We start from the raw sequence: 18,171 nt of genomic DNA, 5'->3' as shown, positions 1-18,171 counted from the left end.
TCCGCCGCGGTCACCGCGGACAGTTCGATCCCCGGAAACCCTTGAGCGACTGGCCCGCTCGCGTGCGCGTATTCGTGAACGCCGAGAACAGGCACGTCAGCGGGAGCGAGCGATCACCGACGCGGTGAAGCGGTATCTCATCGATTGGCAGGCGATCAGGACGTGTGAAGCCAAGCGTGACCAAGAAATCGAGGCGCTGCGCCAGCAGATCAGCGCAGTCGAATCACGCGCCAGTGAGGAGATCGCCCGCCACCGCGCCGACCAAGCTGTTGCCGCCGCAGTGATCCGTGACCAAGATCAAACTGATGAAGATGTCGCTGATCTACTCGAAATCAGCGTCAAACAAGCCCGGCAACTGATCACCGCCGCACGCGCAACGGGCGGCACAATGTCGGCGAGCCCATCACCGAAGCCGACCGCCACGCCAACCACCTCTCCCGACTCGATGTTGGATTCAGGCGCTGGCATAACCACCGGCGTTCCACACGAACCACCGGAAGTGCTTCGGCGCGAAGGCTTGCCGTGAAGGAATGCCCGGTGCTGGAGACAAGGGCCAAAACGCGACACCGCACCGATGGCAGTAGAAACCGGCCTGCCATACAGCGTGAGCGCGCCGACGTCCTCGTACGACTCTCCCGTTGCGGCGAATACGACGTAGGGCAACGCTGAGCAGGAGGCCGCCAGGCGTCGTCAGGACCACGAAGAAGATCACGGTGGAAAGAGCCGCGACCCATCGCGATACGCCGGGGTACGGATCGGCGACCGAGATGATTGCCGGAACGATCCAGCACATCGCTGGCAACAGCAGCACAAGCGCGAAGAAGGTCAGGCGCCCGGCTGGAGTACGTGCGGGCTCGCGGGCCAGACTCCGTGCCAGTGTTGTGGTGTGAGTGCGCTCAACCGTGGCCGTACCGAACACTGGGACCAGGCCAGTCGAAGCCACACCAACGCCGGAATAGACGTTCGTTCCGGAGCTGGTCGACACGCCTTCCGCATTCAAGGCGGGCACACTCTGAACCAAGTCGAGCTGGCGGCAGTGTGGACACGTGAGGTCGATGTCCATGCGGGGGACCCCCTCCCAAGCCGTTGCGCTGTAGCGGCGCGTGTGTGGTGCTGGTACCTGCAACGAAAGCTCTGTGAGGTATCCAACACCTTCAGTGACCCGCTGTCGAGAGGTATTGGCGTGCTGCTGCATTGATGAGTCCTTCCTTGTGTTCGACGGTTGAGGCAGATTCGTGCGATCCAGCTGCACATGGGCCCAGACCGACAAAGGGGATCACCGCCTCGTACTTCTACAAGAAGGCGTGGCAACCTGCCCGGCGGCGCCTCGACGGGCTCGCGCGTGCTGCCCCCGCGTTCTAGCGCGCGGCGACGACATTGGTGCGCGTGGACATCTGAATCCTTCACCCGCCGGGCGTTGTGGCGGGGTGCGAACCCGAGCAGTTAATTGCCCGTTACGGCACGGCCCTGAAGTCCCTGCGGATCAAGCATCTGACGCCGTACACGCTGCGGCACACCGGGATCTCGTGGAAATTGCAGGACAGCGTGCCGATGTTCGTGGTGTCCCGCGACGCCGGGCACGGATCGGTCACCGTCACCGACCACGTCTACGGCCACAACGACCGCCGCGCCAGCGAATCCGCCGCCCAGGTCACCGCGCACCAGCTGCCCCGGTTGCGTACGAACATGCTCGTCCGGGTCGTCTGAGCGCACATACCAGTACACATCGGCGGACCGAAATCCATTCCATTGCATTCCCAGCGAAACGGAATGAATTGGAAGGCAATGGAACGGATGGAAGGGAATCCGCGATGCTCACGGCGGTCACCACTCACGTCGCGGCCGAGCCTCGGTCAGCGCCAGTTCCCGGCTGCAGTTGGCTCGTCCTGGTACGACAGTCGGGCCAGCGGCGGTGCGATTGTCAGCAGCCGGCGTGGGAGCACGGTCCCCCGGAAATGTCGTCGGTGTCAGCCTGTTCCGTACGGACATTGCTGGGCGCGGCGATGATTTCGGTGTCTGGGATGTCGATTGTTGCGGCGTCGCTGAGTATTCGACTGATCGTCGAGCGGCTTTTGTTCAGTTCTCGTGCGATTCGGGTTGGTGTCCACCCATCGAGGTGGTGGTGAGTCAGTGCTCGGGCGACTGTGTCGGGATCGCGGCGGCGGCCGGGGTCTCGTGCGCACAGAAGCGCGGCCACTTCCCTGAACTCTGCGTCGGTGCGGTTGGCTAACGGCGGTGGCGTGCGCACTTGATCGCTGTCGATCATCACCTCGAGTTGAGTCGCTGCCGGTGTGCACGTGTTCTGCGGTGCGCACTGATCAGTGGTGGCCGAAGCGCTGTCACTGTGGGTGGTGGAGTGGGCGAGCGCGAGCAGTGCGACCGTCGCCTGCGCCATCGAGCCCTCGATGATCAGCGGCCACAGCCATGCCTCCCCGTGCGGGACGCCGGCGGTGATCGCGAGTGACCGTAGTGCGGTGAACGACAACCAGAACGCGCCGGTCGCGATGAGAGCGGTCATCGCGGTGGCGATCAGATGGGTGCTGCGGGCTCCGGCGTGCGCACGCGCGAGTACCGAAACGCCGTGCACTGCCGCCAGCAAAGCAAGGGGTGGGATGATCGCGACCGCGGCGGCGACGGCGGGGAGTGCGGTGTCGTGCAGGACGGCTTGGGTGGCGTTGCCAGTGATGCTGACCGTGGCTGCCGCGGTGAGCACTGTCCAGAAGAAGCCGTGCGCACGCGGCTTTGGTGTGGTCGTCTCGGGCAGAGCGGTGCGCATGACGACGGCTGTGGGTGAGGTGAGGGCGATCTCTGTCATGACAGTCCTTTGTCGCGATGCGATCCGCGTGCGGACGGCGCATGCGTGCCCGGCTGGTGTCCGGGGACGAGCGGATGCGGTTCGGCGGTGAGTATCGACAGCGCAGCGGCGACTTCTTGGAGATGGGATTTGACGTAGGTGGCAGTCGTGCCGGGGGCTTTGCCTCGGTGTCCGGCGTATTCGCGGGCGACGGCGTAGCTGAAGGTGCGTTCGACCCAGGTGAGGGTGGTGTGACGTAGCCAGTGCATGCTGATGCCTTGGGTCGCGACCCAAGGCAGGGCCTCGCCGACTCGCCTCCAGATGTAGTCGAAACGCCGTGCGGTGATGGGTTTTCCGTTGCGGTAGCGCAGCAGTTGCCCGGATCGAGGACTATGGCGGGTGTCGGCGTGGTCGAGCAGGTGTCGCATCAAGGTCGGCGACACTGGTTGCCACCGGTCGGTGCCGTCCTTCTCCCGCAGATACACCAGGCATTGGTCGGGGTCGAGGTCGTGTGGGCGCAGCGCGAGCGCACCTCCTCGGCGGCAGGCGGTTTCGATGTGCAGACGCAGGATCAAGGCGTCGAGTTCGGGGTCGTCACCGGTGGTAGCTGCGGTCTGGCAGATCTCGGCCAACTGGCCCGAGGGGATCGCGTAGCGGTGTGAGGGGCGTCGCACGGGCATGGTGAGTTGGCGGGCGGGGTTGTCACACGGGCGGATCCAGCCGTTGTCCTCGCCGTAGCGGTAGACGCAGCGCACCGCGCTGATGAAGTGCTGCACGGCGCAGGCGCCGCCGCGGGAGGCGCGGTTGGTCTGGGCGGTGGCTTGGATGGCGCGCGCCTTCTCCTCGAGGTCGGTCTTCGTCGGCTCGTCGAGGCGGTGATCGCTCCACGCTGCGAGGAGGTGCTCGAAGTGAGTGTTGTACGTGCGCAGCGTGCCCTCCGACAACCGGGCCCTCACCTTCGGGATGACCTCGCCGAAGGTCGGCACCGCCGCACCGGTGGTGACGAGATCGGCGGGAGAGATACCCATCTGGGTCAGCAGCACTCGCGCGGCGGCAATGGTCTCGGCGTTCGCCGCAGGCTGAGTCAGTGTCGTCATCGCCGCGCCGCCTCGAGGACGCGCAGGCTCGCCGCACACAACTCGTCGAGCGCGACGGGCGGATGGATCAGCAACTGGTTGCGGGTGCGGTGCCCTATCAGCAGGGCACGGTCTCCGATGAACAGGCTCACCCGGCGCCGCAGCCGATACGGGATACGGAAGAACCCGCCCGCGGTGACAAGGACCGTCCCATCCACGGCTGGGCGGGCCAGCAGCACACCCGCATCCAGGCAGCTCAAATCCAGGCGAGTTCCCGGCCGCCAGTCCAGGACGGCGTAGGCGTGCTTGTCGATGACGCGTCCGGCTTCCCCGACGGTGCACACCCCGTAGACGACCTCACTGTTGGCGACACGCGTCGAGGTCGTGGACACGGGGCCGTGGATGAGTTCCTGCAGCGGCGACTGGGGCGGGACGACGGGTGTGATCACCGTCGATCACCCCCGCCAGCAAACATTCCCGAGGGTGCCGAGGAGTCGATTTCCGGCAGGTATGCCACATATCGGTGCAGGTCAGAGCATGGAATCACTGGTCAACCTCCGTGTGTGCGAGTGCACTCGCACACACGGCACCGATATCCAACAAAAATGTTGCAGATCCGTGCGCGAGAGGGGACTTGAACCCCTACGTCCGTGGACACCAGAACCTAAATCTGGCGCGTCTGCCAATTTCGCCACTCGCGCTTGATGGTACGACCGTCCAAACTCTACCGGGCCTGACCGTCATCGCGAAGCGCACCCCGGGCGTGTCGTACTCACCGGTAACCCCACCTGGGATTATAACGATTTCATAACGTCCAACATGAGGAGTGCTCATGTTTCGTACGCGTTGGTAACCAGGTAGACCAGCGGCTTTGAACATGAGGGAGGGTCATGTTTCTGGGCATTCTGGTACGGATGTACGGAAATACTCGAGGGTAAGGCCGATGCCGGGGGGCAAACGTGAGGATTTCCTCATGATTTTCTGGAATCCTTGCGGACATCAGGGCTCATTGGTGAGGAACACCTGCGCACCGGAGGGAGCGGCGTGTCTCGACGGCATGTCGCCAGGAGAAGGAAGTCGAAGCGTCTTGACGATCAATGAGAGCACTGCGGCCGGAACCGGACAGAGCCCGAAAGTGGTTGGGGTGCCACAGCAGGGGGGATCCAGGGCCCCGCTGTTGGATCGACTGCTGGGCGGAACGCCGTACGCGCTGGCGTTCGGTGGGCAGGGAGCCCGCTGGCTGGGTGAGTTGGAGGAGATCGGGCGGGATGCCGCGCTGGAGCCCGAGCTGACCGCCTTGGTTCATGAGGCGGCCGCGCTGCTGGAACCCGTTGCGCCGCAACTGCTCGTGGTGCGCCCGGTCGGCTTCGACCCGATCGGCTGGATGCTCGAGAACGAGCTCGCCGATGGTGATGAGGCCGAGGTCTCGGGTGCGCCCTCGGAGCAGGTGCTGCGGTCGGCCGCGGTGTCGATGCCGGGCGTATTCCTGACGCAGGTGGCCGCCATGCGCGCACTGCGACTGCAAGGTCTGGATTCGAACGAACACGCGCCGGTCGCGATCGTCGGACATTCCCAGGGCCGGCTGGCCGCGACCTCGGTGGAGGCCGGGGGACAGCGCGACGCCGAACTCCTCGCCATCGCCCAAATGATCGGTGCGGCAGCGGGTTTGGTGGCGCGTCGGCGCGGTCTGATGCCGGTGGGCGAGCGCTCGTCGATGGTCGCGGTATCGAATGTCGATCCCGAACACCTGAGCACGGTGGTGGCCGAGGTGTCCGCTGGGGTGGACCCCGCCGCGGCGGCAGTGGTTTCGATTCGCAACGGTCGTCGCCGCGCGGTGCTCTCCGGGACGCCGACCCAACTGGAGCGCGTGCGTCAGCGGTGCGCTCAGATCCATGACGAGCAAACCCGTGAGCGAGATGCGAAGTCGCGCGGTGGAGCGGTGTTCGCGCCGGTCTTCGAGGATCTGGCTGTCGATGTCGCATTCCATCACCCCGCACTCGCCGATACCGTCGACATCGTCAGCGGCTGGGCGTCCCAGTGCGGTCTGGACGCGGCACTGGCGGGCGCTCTGGCCAGGGAGATCCTGGTCGACCCGATCGACTGGGTCGAGGCGGTCGACGGCGTCGTCGCCGCTGGCGCGCAGTGGATTCTCGATATGGGCCCCGGCGATCTGCTCAGCAGGCTCACCAGTGGCTCGCTGAAGGGCACCGGCGTCGGTATCGTCGCGGCCGCGACCCGTGCGGGTCAGCGCAGCCTGCTGACCCCGGGTGCCGCGCCCACGGTCGCCCAGCCGTGGTCGGCCTTCGCGCCGCGGCCGGTGCGCCTGCCCAGCGGCCGCGTCGTGGTGGAGACCGCGTTCACCAAGCTGACGGGTCGCTCACCGATCCTGCTCGCGGGCATGACCCCGACCACCGTCGACGCGAAAATCGTTGCGGCGGCGGCGAATGCGGGCCACTGGGCCGAGCTGGCCGGTGGCGGTCAGGTGACCGAGCAGATCTTCGCCGACCGGGTGGCGGAACTGAAGACGCTGCTGCACCCGGGTCGCACGGTGCAGTTCAACTCGCTGTTCCTCGACCCGTACCTGTGGAAGCTGCAGTTGGGCGGTAAGCGCCTGGTGCAGAAGGCCCGGGCGGCGGGCGCGCCGTTCGACGGCGTCATCGTCACCGCGGGCATTCCCGAACTGGAAGAAGCCGTCGCGCTGATCGCGGAACTGACCGAGGTCGGCATTACCCACGTGGCGTTCAAGCCGGGCACCGTGGCCCAGATCCGCGCGGTGTTGCGCATTGCCGACGAGGTGCCGGACTACCCGGTGATCATGCACATCGAAGGCGGCAGGGCCGGTGGCCACCACTCCTGGGAGGACCTCGACGACCTGCTGCTGGAGACCTACGCCGAACTGCGCAATCGCGCCAATGTGGTGGTCTGCGTGGGCGGCGGCATCGGCACCCCGGAACGCGCCACCGAATATCTGACCGGCGAATGGGCTGTGCCGCACGGCTATCCGGTGATGCCGCTGGACGGCGTGCTGGTCGGCACGGCCGCCATGGCCACGCTGGAGGCCACTACCGCACCCGAGGTCAAGCAACTGCTCGTCGACACACCCGGCACCCCGGACTGGGTCGGTGCGGGTACCGCGACCGGCGGAATGGCTTCCGGCCGTAGCCAATTGGGTGCCGATATCCACGAGATCGACAATGCGGCCTCGCGCACCGGCCGCCTGCTCGACGAGGTCGCCGGTGACGCCGACGCGGTCGCCGAGCGCCGCGAGGAGATCATCGCCGCGCTGAACGGCACGGCCAAGCCATATTTCGGCGATGTGGTGAGCATGACCTATCTCGAGTGGCTGGAGCGCTACGTCGAATTGGCCGTCGGCCTGGATCGCCGCAAGGATTTCGACTGCGGCAGCGACCTCGGCGACGCCTTCCTCGACGCCACCCGCTCACTGTGGCTCGACATCACCTGGCGCGACCGGTTCGCGGAAATGATGCGCCGCACCGAATCCCGGCTGCATCCGGCCGATCGCGGCGCGATCCCGACGCTGTTCGAATCCGATGAGGTCTTCGAGAATCCGGTCGACGCGCTGTGCACGCTCAAGCAGCAGTACCCGGCCGCCGCGCAGACCGTGCTGCATCCGGCGGATGTGCCGTTCTTCGTCAGCCTGTGCAAGACCCCGGGTAAGCCGGTGAACTTCGTGCCCGTGGTGGACCGCGATGTGCGCCGCTGGTGGCGCTCGGATTCGCTGTGGCAGGCCCATGATCCGCGCTACTCGGCCGATCAGGTCTGCATCATCCCCGGCACGGTGTCGGTCGCTGGCATCACCCGCGTCGACGAGCCGGTCGGCGAACTGCTGGACCGCTTCGAGCAGGACACCGCGTTCTCGCTGGTTCGTGCGGGCGTAGCACCGGTCGCCGTCGACGCGCGGCGCACCGCGGGCGTGACCACCGGTCCGATCGACGCGGTACTGGCCGCGCCGGATGTCGAATGGTCCGGCCGCACCACCATCAACCCGATCCACCGCCTCGGCGATCTGGCCGCGTGGACCGTCGACGATAAGGGCGCGCTGCATCCGCCGACCGGCGCGACGATCACCGAAACCACTGGGCCGGATGCCGATCATTCCTATGTCGAGCTGACCGTTCCGCTGGCCGGCCGGGACGCCGTGCGCATCCGGATTCGCATCACCGTTCCGTCCTCGCTCTACAACGGCGGCGCTCCGGTCATCACCGAAACTGATGCCGACACCGCCATGTCCGCACTGCTCGCGGTCGCGGCGGGCCAAGCGCTGCCGGAGGTGAAGGGCAGGGTCGCGCACATCAACCTGGCGTGGACCCCGGACCTCATCGCCGATCACGCTGGCGTCACCGGCTCGGGCCTGCCCGAATCGTTGAGCACGCTCGGCCGTACCGTGCCCGACGTCCTGGTCGGCGCGTGCTGGCCAACCGTCTTCGCGGTGCTCGGCGCCTCGCGCACCGAGGGCGCGGATTCGGTGATCGAGGGCATGCTGGATCTGGTGCATCTCGATCATCAGATCGAGTTGCTGCGCGAGTTGCCGCGCACGACGAGCATTCTCGTCGTCCGCGCGGAGTCGAAGTCGGTGGTCGATACCGACCTCGGTCGTGTGGTCGAGGTCGAGGTCACCGTCGGCGAAATGCGCGATCAGGGCCTCGATGTGGTGCCGCTGGCTCGCCTCACCGAACGTTTTGCCATTCGCGGCCGCAATGGCGCGGGTGAACTGACCGATCCGCCGCGCGCGGCCGGTGCGGTTTCCGATGCGGCCACCGACACCCCGCGTCGGCGTCGCCGCGACGTCACCATGGTCGCGCCGCGCGCCATGAACGCCTTCGCCGAGGTCTCCGGTGACCACAACCCGATCCACACCAGCGATTCCGCCGCGAAACTGGCCGGGCTCGGCAGCCCGATCGTGCACGGCATGTGGCTCTCGGCCGCCGCGCAGCACGCCGTCTCCGCCGTTGATCCCGAAAGCTCGACTCCGGCACGGACTTTGACCGCGTGGACCACCCGGTTCCTGGGAATGGTCCGCCCCGGCGCGGAGATCGACGTGCGCGTCGAGCGGGTCGCGGCCGACGCGGGCAGCGAAATCATCGAGGTCTCCTGCCGGACCGACGGTGAGCTGGTGATGACCGCAACCGGTCGCACCGCCGCACCGAAGACCGTCTACGCCTTCCCGGGTCAGGGCATTCAGCGCAAGGGCATGGGCCTGGACGCTCGCGCCCGCTCGAAGGCCGCCAAGGAAATCTGGGAGCGCGCCGATAAGCACACCCGTGCGGCACTCGGCTTCTCCATCCTGGCCGTGGTCCGGGACAACCCGACCTACCTCAAGGCGCGCGGTGTCGAGCACCGGCACCCGGACGGTGTCCTGCACCTGACCCAGTTCACCCAGGTCGCCATGGCGGTGCTCGGCGTCGCCCAGGTCGCCGAGCTGCGCGAGGCCGGTGCCTTCGTCGAGGGCGCGATGCTGGCCGGACATTCGGTCGGTGAGTACAACGCACTCGCTGCCGTCGCCGGTGTGCTGCCGCTGGAGGCGGTGCTCGAGGTCGTCTTCCAGCGCGGTTCGGCCATGCACGAGCTGGTGCCCCGCGATGCACAGGGCCGCAGCGACTATCGGATGGCCGCGATCCGGCCGTCGCAGATCGGGTTGCCCGATGACGAGGTCGTCGGCTTCGTCTCCGGTATCGGCGAGAGCGTCGATGAATTCCTCGAGGTCGTCAACCTGAATCTGCGCGGTTCGCAGTACGCGATCGCGGGCACGGTCAAGGGGCTCGAGGCGCTGGAGACCGAAATCGACCGCCGCCGTGCCGAATTCGGTGGTAAGCGGGCGTTCATCCTGGTTCCCGGCATCGATGTGCCGTTCCACTCCACTGTGCTGCGCGAGGGTGTTCCGGAGTTCCGGCACAAGCTCGAACAGCTGCTGCCCGCCGATCTGCACCCGGAAATCCTTATCGGACACTACATTCCGAACCTGGTGCCCAAGCCGTTCTCACTGGAGCGAGCATTCATCCAGGAGATCGCCGATCTGGTGCCCTCGGAGCCGCTGGCCGCCGTGCTCGCCGACTTCGACAGCTGGGCCGCGCGTCCGACCGAACTGTGCCGAGTGGTGTTGATCGAACTGCTGGCTTGGCAGTTCGCCAGCCCGGTCCGCTGGATCGAGACCCAGGACCTGCTGTTCACCGATGCCGCGCGCGGCGGACTCGGCGTCGAGCGGTTCGTCGAAATCGGTTTGGGTGCCACCCCGACCGTGGCGAACCTGGCCAGCCAGACCCTCAAGCTGCCCGCCTTCGGCACCGTCACCGTCGAGGTGCTGAATATCGAGCGCGAGGCCGCGATCGTCTACTCGACCGACACCGATCCCGCACCCGTCGACGAACCCGCCGACGAGCCGGTCGAAACCGCTTCGGCCGCAACGCCGGTCGCCGCGGCGCCGGTTGCGGCCCCGGTCGCGAGCTCGGGTGGTCCGCGTCCGGACGACATCGCGTTCACCGCGGCCGACGCCACTCGCGTGCTCATCGCGCTGTGGACCAAGCTGCGGCTGGATCAGATCGGCCCGGTCGACACCATCGAGGGTCTCTGCGACGGCGTTTCGTCGCGGCGCAACCAGCTGCTCGTCGACCTCGGCTCCGAGCTGTCGCTCGGCGCGATCGACGGCGCGGCCGACGCCGATATGGGCGCGCTCTCCGCCACGGTCGAGCGACTTGCACGCACCTATAAGCCGTTCGGATCAGTACTCTCCGATGCCATCGGTGATCACCTGCGCAAGATCTTCGGCCCGTCCGGCAAGCGGCCCGCCGCGATCGCCGAGCGCGTCAAGAAGGTCTGGGAACTCGGCGACGGCTGGGCCAACCATGTCACCGCCGAGTTGTCGCTCGGCACCCGCGAGGGTGTCAGCGTGCGCGGCGGCGATCTCGGCGGATTGGTCGCTGGTGTAAGCGATGCCGCCTCGGTCGACGCGGCCATCGACGCCGCGGTACAGGCCGTCGCGGCCCGTCGCGGTGTCGCGGTGTCGCTGCCGAGTGCGGGCGGCGGTGGCGGCGCCACCGTGGACGCCGCGGCACTCGGCGAGTTCACCGAGCAGATCACCGGTCGAGACGGCGTACTGGCCACGGCCGCCCGTGTCGTGCTCGACCAGCTCGGCTTGACCGAGCAGGCATCGGCACCGGAGGCCACCGACGACACCTTGGTCGATCTGGTTTCGGCCGAATTGGGTTCGGACTGGCCGCGTCTGGTCGCGCCCGCCTTCGACCCACGCAAGGCGGTGCTGATCGACGACCGCTGGGCGACCGCGCGCGAAGATCTGGCCAAGCTGTGGCTGCTCGATGACATCGGCTCCGGTGAGGGTCCGGTGCACGGCTACCTCGGTGCGGGCGAAGCCGTTGCGGCGCAGGCCAACTGGTGGCGTGAGAAGGCCAAGCACGAAGCCCGCTCGGTGCTCGCCGGACTGTACGAGCGCATTGCTGAGGCGGCGCTGAGCACCGAAGAATCCGGCCTGTGGTCCTCGGATATCGCCGTGATCACCGGTGCCAGTAAGGGATCCATCGCAGCGGCGGCCGCCGGTCGACTGCTCGGTGGCGGCGCCACCGTGGTGGTCACCACCTCGAGCCTCGATCACGAGCGGCTGGGCTTCTACCGCGAGCTCTACCGCGAGAACGCGCGCCACGGTGCCGCACTGTGGGTCGTCCCCGCGAATATGGCCTCCTACCAGGATGTCGACGCGCTGATCGACTGGGTCGGCGCCCAACAGGTCGACAATGCGGGCGGTGCGAAGGTCAAGACCAAGGACGCGATGACGCCGACTCTCCTGCTGCCGTTCGCGGCGCCGCGGGTCGCCGGTGATCTCTCCGATGCGGGCGCTCGCGCCGAAATGGAGATGCGGGTTCTGCTCTGGTCGGTCGAGCGGCTCATCGGTGGGCTGTCCAAGATCGGCGCCGACCATGACGTCGACGCGAAACTGCATGTGGTGCTTCCGGGTTCGCCCAACCGCGGTATGTTCGGCGGCGACGGCGCCTACGGCGAGTCCAAGGCCGCGCTCGACGCCGTCGTCGGCAAGTGGCGGGTCGAGAAGTCGTGGTCCAGCCGAGTTACCTTGGTACACGCCATGATCGGCTGGGTGCGCGGCACCGGACTGATGGGCCACAACGATCCGATGGTGGCGGCGGTCGAGAAGGCCGGCGTGCACACCTGGTCCACCACCGAGATGGCCGAGGAGCTGCTCAAGTGGTGCACCTCGCGAGCCCGCCAGGTGACCGTCGCCGGACCGCAGCAGATCGACCTCACCGGCGGACTCGGCCGGGCCAAGCTCGACCTGCCCACGCTGGCCAAGCAGGCCCAGGAGGCCGCCGCGGCCGAAAGCGAGGAAGCCGCTGCGGCGGCGACGATCTCGGCGCTGCCGGCACCGCCGACCATGAGTTCGGTGCTGCCGGTGCCCGAATGGGGTACGGTCACTGCCGATCTCGCCGATATGGTCGTCATCGTCGGCGCCGGTGAGCTCGGCCCGTACGGATCGGCGCGCACCCGGTTCGAAATGGAGGTCGAAGACCAGCTCTCGGCCGCGGGCGTGCTGGAACTCGCCTGGAGCACCGGCATGGTGACCTGGGAGAACGAGCCCAAGCCCGGCTGGTACGACACCGAGTCCGGTGACTATGTCCCCGAACACGAGCTGGCCGAGAAGTACCACGACGCGGTCGTCGCCCGCTGCGGTGTGCGTCGCTACCAGGACGACGGCGCCATGATCGACAATGCCGCGCCGCTGATGACTTCGGTCTTCCTCGACCAGGATCTGACCTTCACGGTCGGCGGTGAGGCCGAGGCGCGCGCCTTCTACGCCGCGGATCCGGAGCACACGGTGATCACGCCGGTCCCGGATGCCGGTGACTGGCAGGTGATCCGCAAGGCGGGCACCGAGATTCGGGTGCCGCGCAAGGCCAAGCTGTCGCGCACGGTCGGCGGTCAGATCCCGACCGGCTGGGATCCCACCATCTGGGGCATCTCCGCCGATATGGCCGCCTCGGTGGACCGGGTCGCGCTGTGGAACATCGTCTGCACCGTGGACGCGTTCATCAGCTCCGGTTTCAGTCCGGCCGAGCTGATGAGCTGGGTGCATCCGAGCCTGGTCGCCAACACCCAGGGCACCGGTATGGGCGGTATGTCCTCGATGCGCTCGCTCTACATCGACAACCTGCTCGGTGAGCCGCGCCCGAACGATATCCTGCAGGAGGCGCTGCCCAACGTCGCGCTCGCACATGTGGTGCAGTCCTACGTCGGCAGCTACGGCGCGATGGTGCATCCGGTGGCGGCCTGCGCAACGGCCGCGGTGTCGGTGGAAGAGGGCGTCGACAAGATCCGTTTGGGCAAGGCCGAATTGGTGGTCGCCGGTGGCTTCGACGATCTCGGCATCGAGGGCATCGTCGGCTTCGGTGATATGTCCGCCACCGCGGATTCGGCGGTCATGACCGCCAAGGGCATCAGCGATCGGTACTTCTCCCGCGCCAACGACCGCCGCCGCGGCGGATTCGTGGAATCGCAGGGCGGTGGCACCGTGCTGCTCGCCCGCGGCGACGTGGCGGTGGAAATGGGCCTGCCGGTGCTCGGCGTGGTCGCCTTCGCGCAGTCCTTCGCGGACGGTGTGCACACCTCCATCCCGGCGCCCGGACTCGGCGCGCTCGGTGCGGGGCGTGGCGGCCGCGAATCCAAGTTCGCCGCCGAACTGCGCAAACTCGGTGTGGCACCGGACGATATCGCGGTCATCTCCAAGCACGACACCTCGACAGCGGCCAACGACCCGAACGAGTCCGAACTGCACGAGCGGTTGGCCACGGCCATCGGACGTTCCGAAGGCGCACCGCTGTTCGTGGTTTCGCAGAAGAGCCTGACCGGGCACGCCAAGGGTGGTGCGGCCGCGTTCCAGCTGATCGGCCTGTGCCAGGTGCTGGAAAACAGTGTCGTGCCGCCGAATCGGAGCCTGGACTGCGTCGATGACAAGATGCAGGCCTACCCGCATCTGGTGTGGGCGCGCGAACCGCTGCGCTTCGGTGATCGGTTCCCGCTCAAGGCCGGTCTGCTGACCTCGCTCGGCTTCGGTCACGTCTCGGGTCTGCTCGCGGTGGTGCATCCGGAGGCGTTCATCCAGGCGATCGAGCCGGGTCGGCGCGAGGAGTACCAGCGCAGGGCGCAGGAGCGTCAGCTCGCCGGACGGCAGCGGTTCGCCGAGGCCATGTGCGGCGGTGCCCCGCTGTACGAGCGGCCGGCCGACCGGCGTCTCGGTGGCGATGGCACGCCGTCCGAGCAGAAGCGGCAACTGGAGGCGGACGTGCTGCTCTCGCCCGACGCGCGCCTGTCCGGCAGCGGCACCTATCGGGCCGACGGCGCGGGTTGCGGCACCGGGGCAGTGATCCTGGGGCAACTCGATGCCGGTGGGTCTATGGGATAGCGGCTACGGCCACTACCGTGCAGAGTGCGGCCGCTACGGCGGCCGCACTCTGAGTTTCATTGAGCTATTGGGCTGAGGAGCGGCGACGCATTGACCATCCTGGGGATCGGCTTGGACTTGGTGACCATCTCCGAGTTCGCCGAACAGTTGCAACGGTCCGGAACCACCATGCTCCGGGAGAGTTTCACCGCCGGTGAGCGGCGCTACTGTCAGAGCAAGGGTACCGATCCGGCACGCAGTTACGCCGCACGCTGGGCGGCGAAGGAGGCGGTGCTGAAGGCTTGGGCGACATCGCGTTTCGCGCGCCGCCCACAGATCGGTGACAATCCGTACCCTCTCATCGAGGTCGTCAACGACGCCTGGGGGCGGCCGAGCATCAAACTACACGGCCTGGCCGCCGAATTCCTGCCCCGCGCAAGGGTTCACCTCTCGCTGACCCATGATGGGGATACCGCCGCCGCCATGGTTGTCCTGGAAGATCCGGGCGAACTCGCGGACCTCATCGAAGGTCGCGAAGCGACATAATCCGAACCGGCACGCCGGGCCCCGTACTACGGATGCCCGGTTGCTGGGTCATTTCTGGCTGGCGGTGCGAGATTCCTTCTCGGCGACCATCAGGTACGCGACCATGAGGCGCTTGAGTTCGGAGACGGCCTCGGTGTTGCTCTGGTCGTCCTGGACGGAGAAATTCAGCATCGAGTAGACGACGTGGACCAGAACCTCGGCCATCATGGTGCGGCGCGCGCGGGGGGTGCGCGGGGTCAATGGACGCAGCATCTGCGAGACGACCTCGGCGAACTCCTTTTCGTGGATCGCGCCGGTGGCCCGGGTGGACGGAGTCGACTGCATTGCCAGCCAGACCTCGCGTCGGGACGGGTCGGTCATCCACAGATTCGCCAGGTGGTCGACGAACTGGTTCATATGCCGCAACCAGTCCAGTGACGGGATCTCGCCGTGGAAATCGGCGAGCTCCTGGGAAACGGCAACGAGGTCTTGGCGATTCAGCTCGCAGACAATGACATATTTGTTGGCGAAGAACTGATACAGCGTGCCGATCGGCACCTCGGCCCGCGCTGCCACCTCTTCACAGGTGAACGATTCGAACCCGACCTCGACGAGCAATTCCCGGGAAGCCTGCAAGAGGGCATCGAACTTGCGTTTGCTGCGTTCCTGGGTAGGCCTGCGCCGGGGCATGAGCTCCTGCGGGTCGTCCTGCAGGTCCAACGCAGGGTCCAGACGTCGCTTCGACCTGGCCTCCGTGCGTACATCCACGTATCAAGGCTAGCGGTATCGACACGCGTGCGACACGCGCATGGTATCTGCGTGTTAAGAACTGTCACATTTCATCACCCATCCAAGACTGAGATGGCCCCGAACACATAACCGAGCGTGCGTGCATCACAACGCACATTCAGGGCCGGGGAATCCAAGGGGCTCAGGGGTTTCGGCAAGCTCGTGAGCTCGGCAAATGCACTGGGAAGGCGTGATCAGTGGCAGCTCGATCCGTAACACTAGGCGTTTCCACCGAACGCGGCGCCGTTCACGCGGTAGCCCTCGCCGACGGCGGCGAGAAACTACCCGAACGCGTGCTGTTCCAACGGGTGGTGAAAACCCGTGGCGAATCCAAGGCGGACCTGGCGGTCGCGGTCGAGACGGCGATGGAGAGCCTCGCCGCGGAGATCGGGCCGGACCAGGAGATCTGTGGTACGGCGGTCGCCTACCGCGATGCCGCCGAGCGCCGCGCGATCGTCACCGAATTGGCATGCGGGCGGTGGCAGACCGCCTCGCTGGTGTCGGCGAAGGCCGCACACCTGAGTGTGGCCGGAGTCATGACCTGGCTCAACGAATTCGACAATCTGCTCATCGGCGAGGTCGTCCCCGGACACCAGGCTTTCACGCTGGTCGACCGCAGGCGTAGCCGGGTGCTGGCCGCGACGAGCCAGTCGGGCGCGGCCACCGCGGCGGCGCTGGACGCCGCCACCGCGGCGGCGTGGGATCAGTTCGAGGCGGCCACGGTTCGGCCGGACGCGGTCGTGCTGATCGGCTCGGGTGCGAGCGGGCGGGCGGTGGCCACGGCAATGGGCGGATTCGGTGCGCCGATTATCCCGTGCAAGATCGCGACATCCGCGACGGCGGTCGGTGCGGCGCTGTTCGCCATGTCCGATGCGGAAGGTCCGGGTGAGCCGGTCGAGGAGGCCAGGCATTCCCACGGCACCGCGGCGCTGGTCGCCGCGGCCAGCGTGCTGGCGGGCGGACTGGTCGCGGGCGGTCTCTACGTGACGAACACCTCGTCGCGGAGCGCGACATCGGTCACCGCGGCTGCGCGAGTCACCGCGGACGCCCGGGCGGTCGATGGCACCGGATCGGCCAGCGGCTCCAGCGCGGGCTCCTCGGTCCAGCCGAACCTCTACCCCTTCGATCGACCGGACGCCCGGCAACCCGCCGCCGGATCCTCCTCCGACCCAACGGCGGCCCACTTCGACTTGGGCGAAGTACCCCCGTACAGCATGCAACGCTGGGGCACACAGCAGCCGCTCGCCCTGGCCCCCTTCGATGTGTACGAGCACGAAAACGAAGCGGGGGTATTGCCACAGCAACAGGTCCCCGGCTCAGGCATACCCGGCCCCACCGCAAAGGTCGGCGCCCCCAACGGCTCCATGCTCTTCCCCGGTGAATCCCCACCCCCAGCGGCTTTCACCCCGGAGTTCTACCACTGGTGGGACAACCACTTCCGCATGCTCGTGCAATGGGCGGCCCAGCAATTGCAGCCCACCACCTAGCAGAAATCGCATAGCAGGTCCGGTGCCCCAGTGGCACCGGACCTTTCGCTATGTGGAGCTCGATCCGCCGTCCGACACCGGAACAGCGCGCCCGCCGCGACATACCCGAGCACCGCGATCCCCGTACACCCCCGCTGAGCGAGCTGGTATCCGATCGCGTGGTCGGCCCCCCGGAACTGCTCGACGATCCGAACTGGCGGGTCCGCCTGGATGCCTGGGCGTGGGCGGAGTTCCGCATGATCGGACAACACCCGTGGTGGGTCGATCCCGGTGGGGCCGCGGAATATGGCCTGGCTGGATGTCGGGCTGTTCGCATTCGCCGGAACCGGGGTGCCCGAACCGGTGAAACTACAACCGGTGCTGAACGTTTCGCTGTAGGTGATCGGGCGTACGCGGCCGGCCAGCGAGTAGTGGCCAGCGCCGAGTACGGACTGGTAGATGGCCGCGCGATCGACCCGCAGCGCCCCTGGCGTCGGCCCCTGGCCATATCGCAGCAGGCCTTCGACCTGGAGGAGACGACCTGCGGAGAAGGCCATCTGCGGTTCGGTGTGGATCGGCTGCTGCGAACAGTTCGTGCGCTCGTTCGAGACGTAGGTCTACACCGACAGGTCGCGCCGAAGTTTGGCGACGTGGCCGGTGGCGCGGACGTTGTATTGGGCGACGTCGATTTTGCCCGCTTCGTCGACCAGGAAGGTGGAGCGGATGACGCCCGTGACGGTTTTGCCGTACATCATTTTCTCGCCGAATGCGCCCCATGCGGTGAGTACGGACTTATCCGGATCTGACAGCAGTGGAAAGGTGAGCTTTTCGGCATCGCGGAACTTGGCCAGCTTGGCGGGCTTATCCGGGGAGATGCCGATGACCTCGATACCCGCGCCCTCGAGGTCGGCGAGGTTGTCGCGGAAATCGCAGGCCTGTTTGGTGCAGCCGGGGGTGCTCGCGGCGGGGTAGAAGTAGACGATCACCTTGCGGCCGCGGTAATCGGACAGCGACACGTTCTTGCCGTCGGCGTCGGGCAGGGTGAAATCGGGGGCGGGATCGCCGGGGGAGAGTCGTTGGTTGTCGGTCACGCCTTGCACG

11 protein-coding genes and 1 tRNA gene are annotated in these 18,171 nt (G+C 67.1%); 5 read left to right on the top strand and 7 right to left on the bottom strand.

Going from position 1 to position 18,171, the window contains the following annotated elements; all coding sequences use genetic code 11:
* Positions 1 to 124: 124 nt before the first annotated feature.
* Entirely contained in the window at positions 125 to 526 is a 402-nt protein-coding gene (locus ACQP1G_RS37400) for a hypothetical protein (RefSeq protein ID WP_433194393.1), read from the top strand.
* Between the two features lie 893 nt (positions 527 to 1,419).
* Positions 1,420 to 1,707 (top strand): hypothetical protein, encoded by a 288-nt coding sequence (locus ACQP1G_RS37395; protein WP_433194392.1) that lies wholly within the window; start codon positions 1,420 to 1,422, stop codon positions 1,705 to 1,707.
* A 214-nt stretch (positions 1,708 to 1,921) separates the two neighbouring features.
* On the opposite strand, the gene ACQP1G_RS37390 is transcribed toward ACQP1G_RS37395, so the two are convergent.
* The 4 genes from ACQP1G_RS37390 to ACQP1G_RS37375 all read right to left on the bottom strand — a co-directional run bounded on the left by ACQP1G_RS37390 (position 1,922) and on the right by ACQP1G_RS37375 (position 4,571).
* Positions 1,922 to 2,815 carry a DUF2637 domain-containing protein gene (locus ACQP1G_RS37390; protein WP_433194391.1) on the bottom strand — a complete coding sequence of 298 codons (894 nt, stop codon included), beginning with the start codon at positions 2,813 to 2,815 and terminating at the stop codon, positions 1,922 to 1,924.
* Complete coding sequence (locus ACQP1G_RS37385; protein ID WP_433194390.1) at positions 2,812 to 3,891, bottom strand: tyrosine-type recombinase/integrase; 1,080 nt, start codon at positions 3,889 to 3,891, stop codon at positions 2,812 to 2,814. The genes ACQP1G_RS37390 and ACQP1G_RS37385 overlap by 4 nt, the downstream gene beginning before the upstream one ends.
* A complete protein-coding gene (locus ACQP1G_RS37380) occupies positions 3,888 to 4,319 on the bottom strand; it encodes a hypothetical protein (RefSeq protein ID WP_433194389.1) in 432 nt (143 codons plus the stop codon). The genes ACQP1G_RS37385 and ACQP1G_RS37380 overlap by 4 nt, the downstream gene beginning before the upstream one ends.
* Before the next feature lie 170 nt (positions 4,320 to 4,489).
* Positions 4,490 to 4,571 (bottom strand) — tRNA-Leu (locus tag ACQP1G_RS37375).
* A gap of 386 nt (positions 4,572 to 4,957) precedes the next feature.
* Here ACQP1G_RS37375 and ACQP1G_RS37370 point away from each other — a divergent pair.
* Both ACQP1G_RS37370 and acpS read left to right on the top strand, forming a co-directional pair.
* Entirely contained in the window at positions 4,958 to 14,311 is a 9,354-nt protein-coding gene (locus ACQP1G_RS37370) for a fatty acid synthase subunit beta domain-containing protein (RefSeq protein ID WP_433194388.1), read from the top strand.
* Positions 14,312 to 14,401: 90 nt separating this feature from the next.
* Positions 14,402 to 14,836 (top strand): holo-ACP synthase AcpS, encoded by a 435-nt coding sequence (gene acpS, locus ACQP1G_RS37365; protein ID WP_433194387.1) that lies wholly within the window; start codon positions 14,402 to 14,404, stop codon positions 14,834 to 14,836.
* Between the two features lie 48 nt (positions 14,837 to 14,884).
* On the opposite strand, the gene ACQP1G_RS37360 is transcribed toward acpS, so the two are convergent.
* On the bottom strand, positions 14,885 to 15,505 hold the full coding sequence (locus ACQP1G_RS37360; RefSeq protein WP_433209153.1) for a TetR family transcriptional regulator: 621 nt from the start codon (positions 15,503 to 15,505) through the stop codon (positions 14,885 to 14,887).
* 296 nt (positions 15,506 to 15,801) lie between these two features.
* Here ACQP1G_RS37360 and ACQP1G_RS37355 point away from each other — a divergent pair, with 296 nt between their 5' ends.
* On the top strand, positions 15,802 to 17,091 hold the full coding sequence (locus ACQP1G_RS37355; protein ID WP_433194386.1) for a hypothetical protein: 1,290 nt from the start codon (positions 15,802 to 15,804) through the stop codon (positions 17,089 to 17,091).
* Here ACQP1G_RS37355 and ACQP1G_RS37350 read toward each other — a convergent pair.
* Positions 17,088 to 17,627, bottom strand: coding sequence for a hypothetical protein (locus tag ACQP1G_RS37350; RefSeq protein ID WP_433194385.1), 540 nt, complete (start codon positions 17,625 to 17,627; stop codon positions 17,088 to 17,090). The two genes, ACQP1G_RS37355 and ACQP1G_RS37350, sit on opposite strands and share 4 nt — an antisense overlap.
* Before the next feature lie 60 nt (positions 17,628 to 17,687).
* The gene (gene bcp, locus ACQP1G_RS37345) at positions 17,688 to 18,161 is read right to left on the bottom strand and encodes a thioredoxin-dependent thiol peroxidase (protein ID WP_433194384.1); all 474 of its coding nucleotides are present in this window, start codon (positions 18,159 to 18,161) and stop codon (positions 17,688 to 17,690) included.
* Positions 18,162 to 18,171: the final 10 nt, after the last annotated feature.

The sequence above is a fragment of the Nocardia sp. CA-107356 genome, from assembly GCF_050946365.1.
Classification (GTDB): domain Bacteria; phylum Actinomycetota; class Actinomycetes; order Mycobacteriales; family Mycobacteriaceae; genus Nocardia.
Note: the sequence above shows the minus strand (reverse complement) of the source record. Positions and strands in the feature narration are given on the sequence as shown.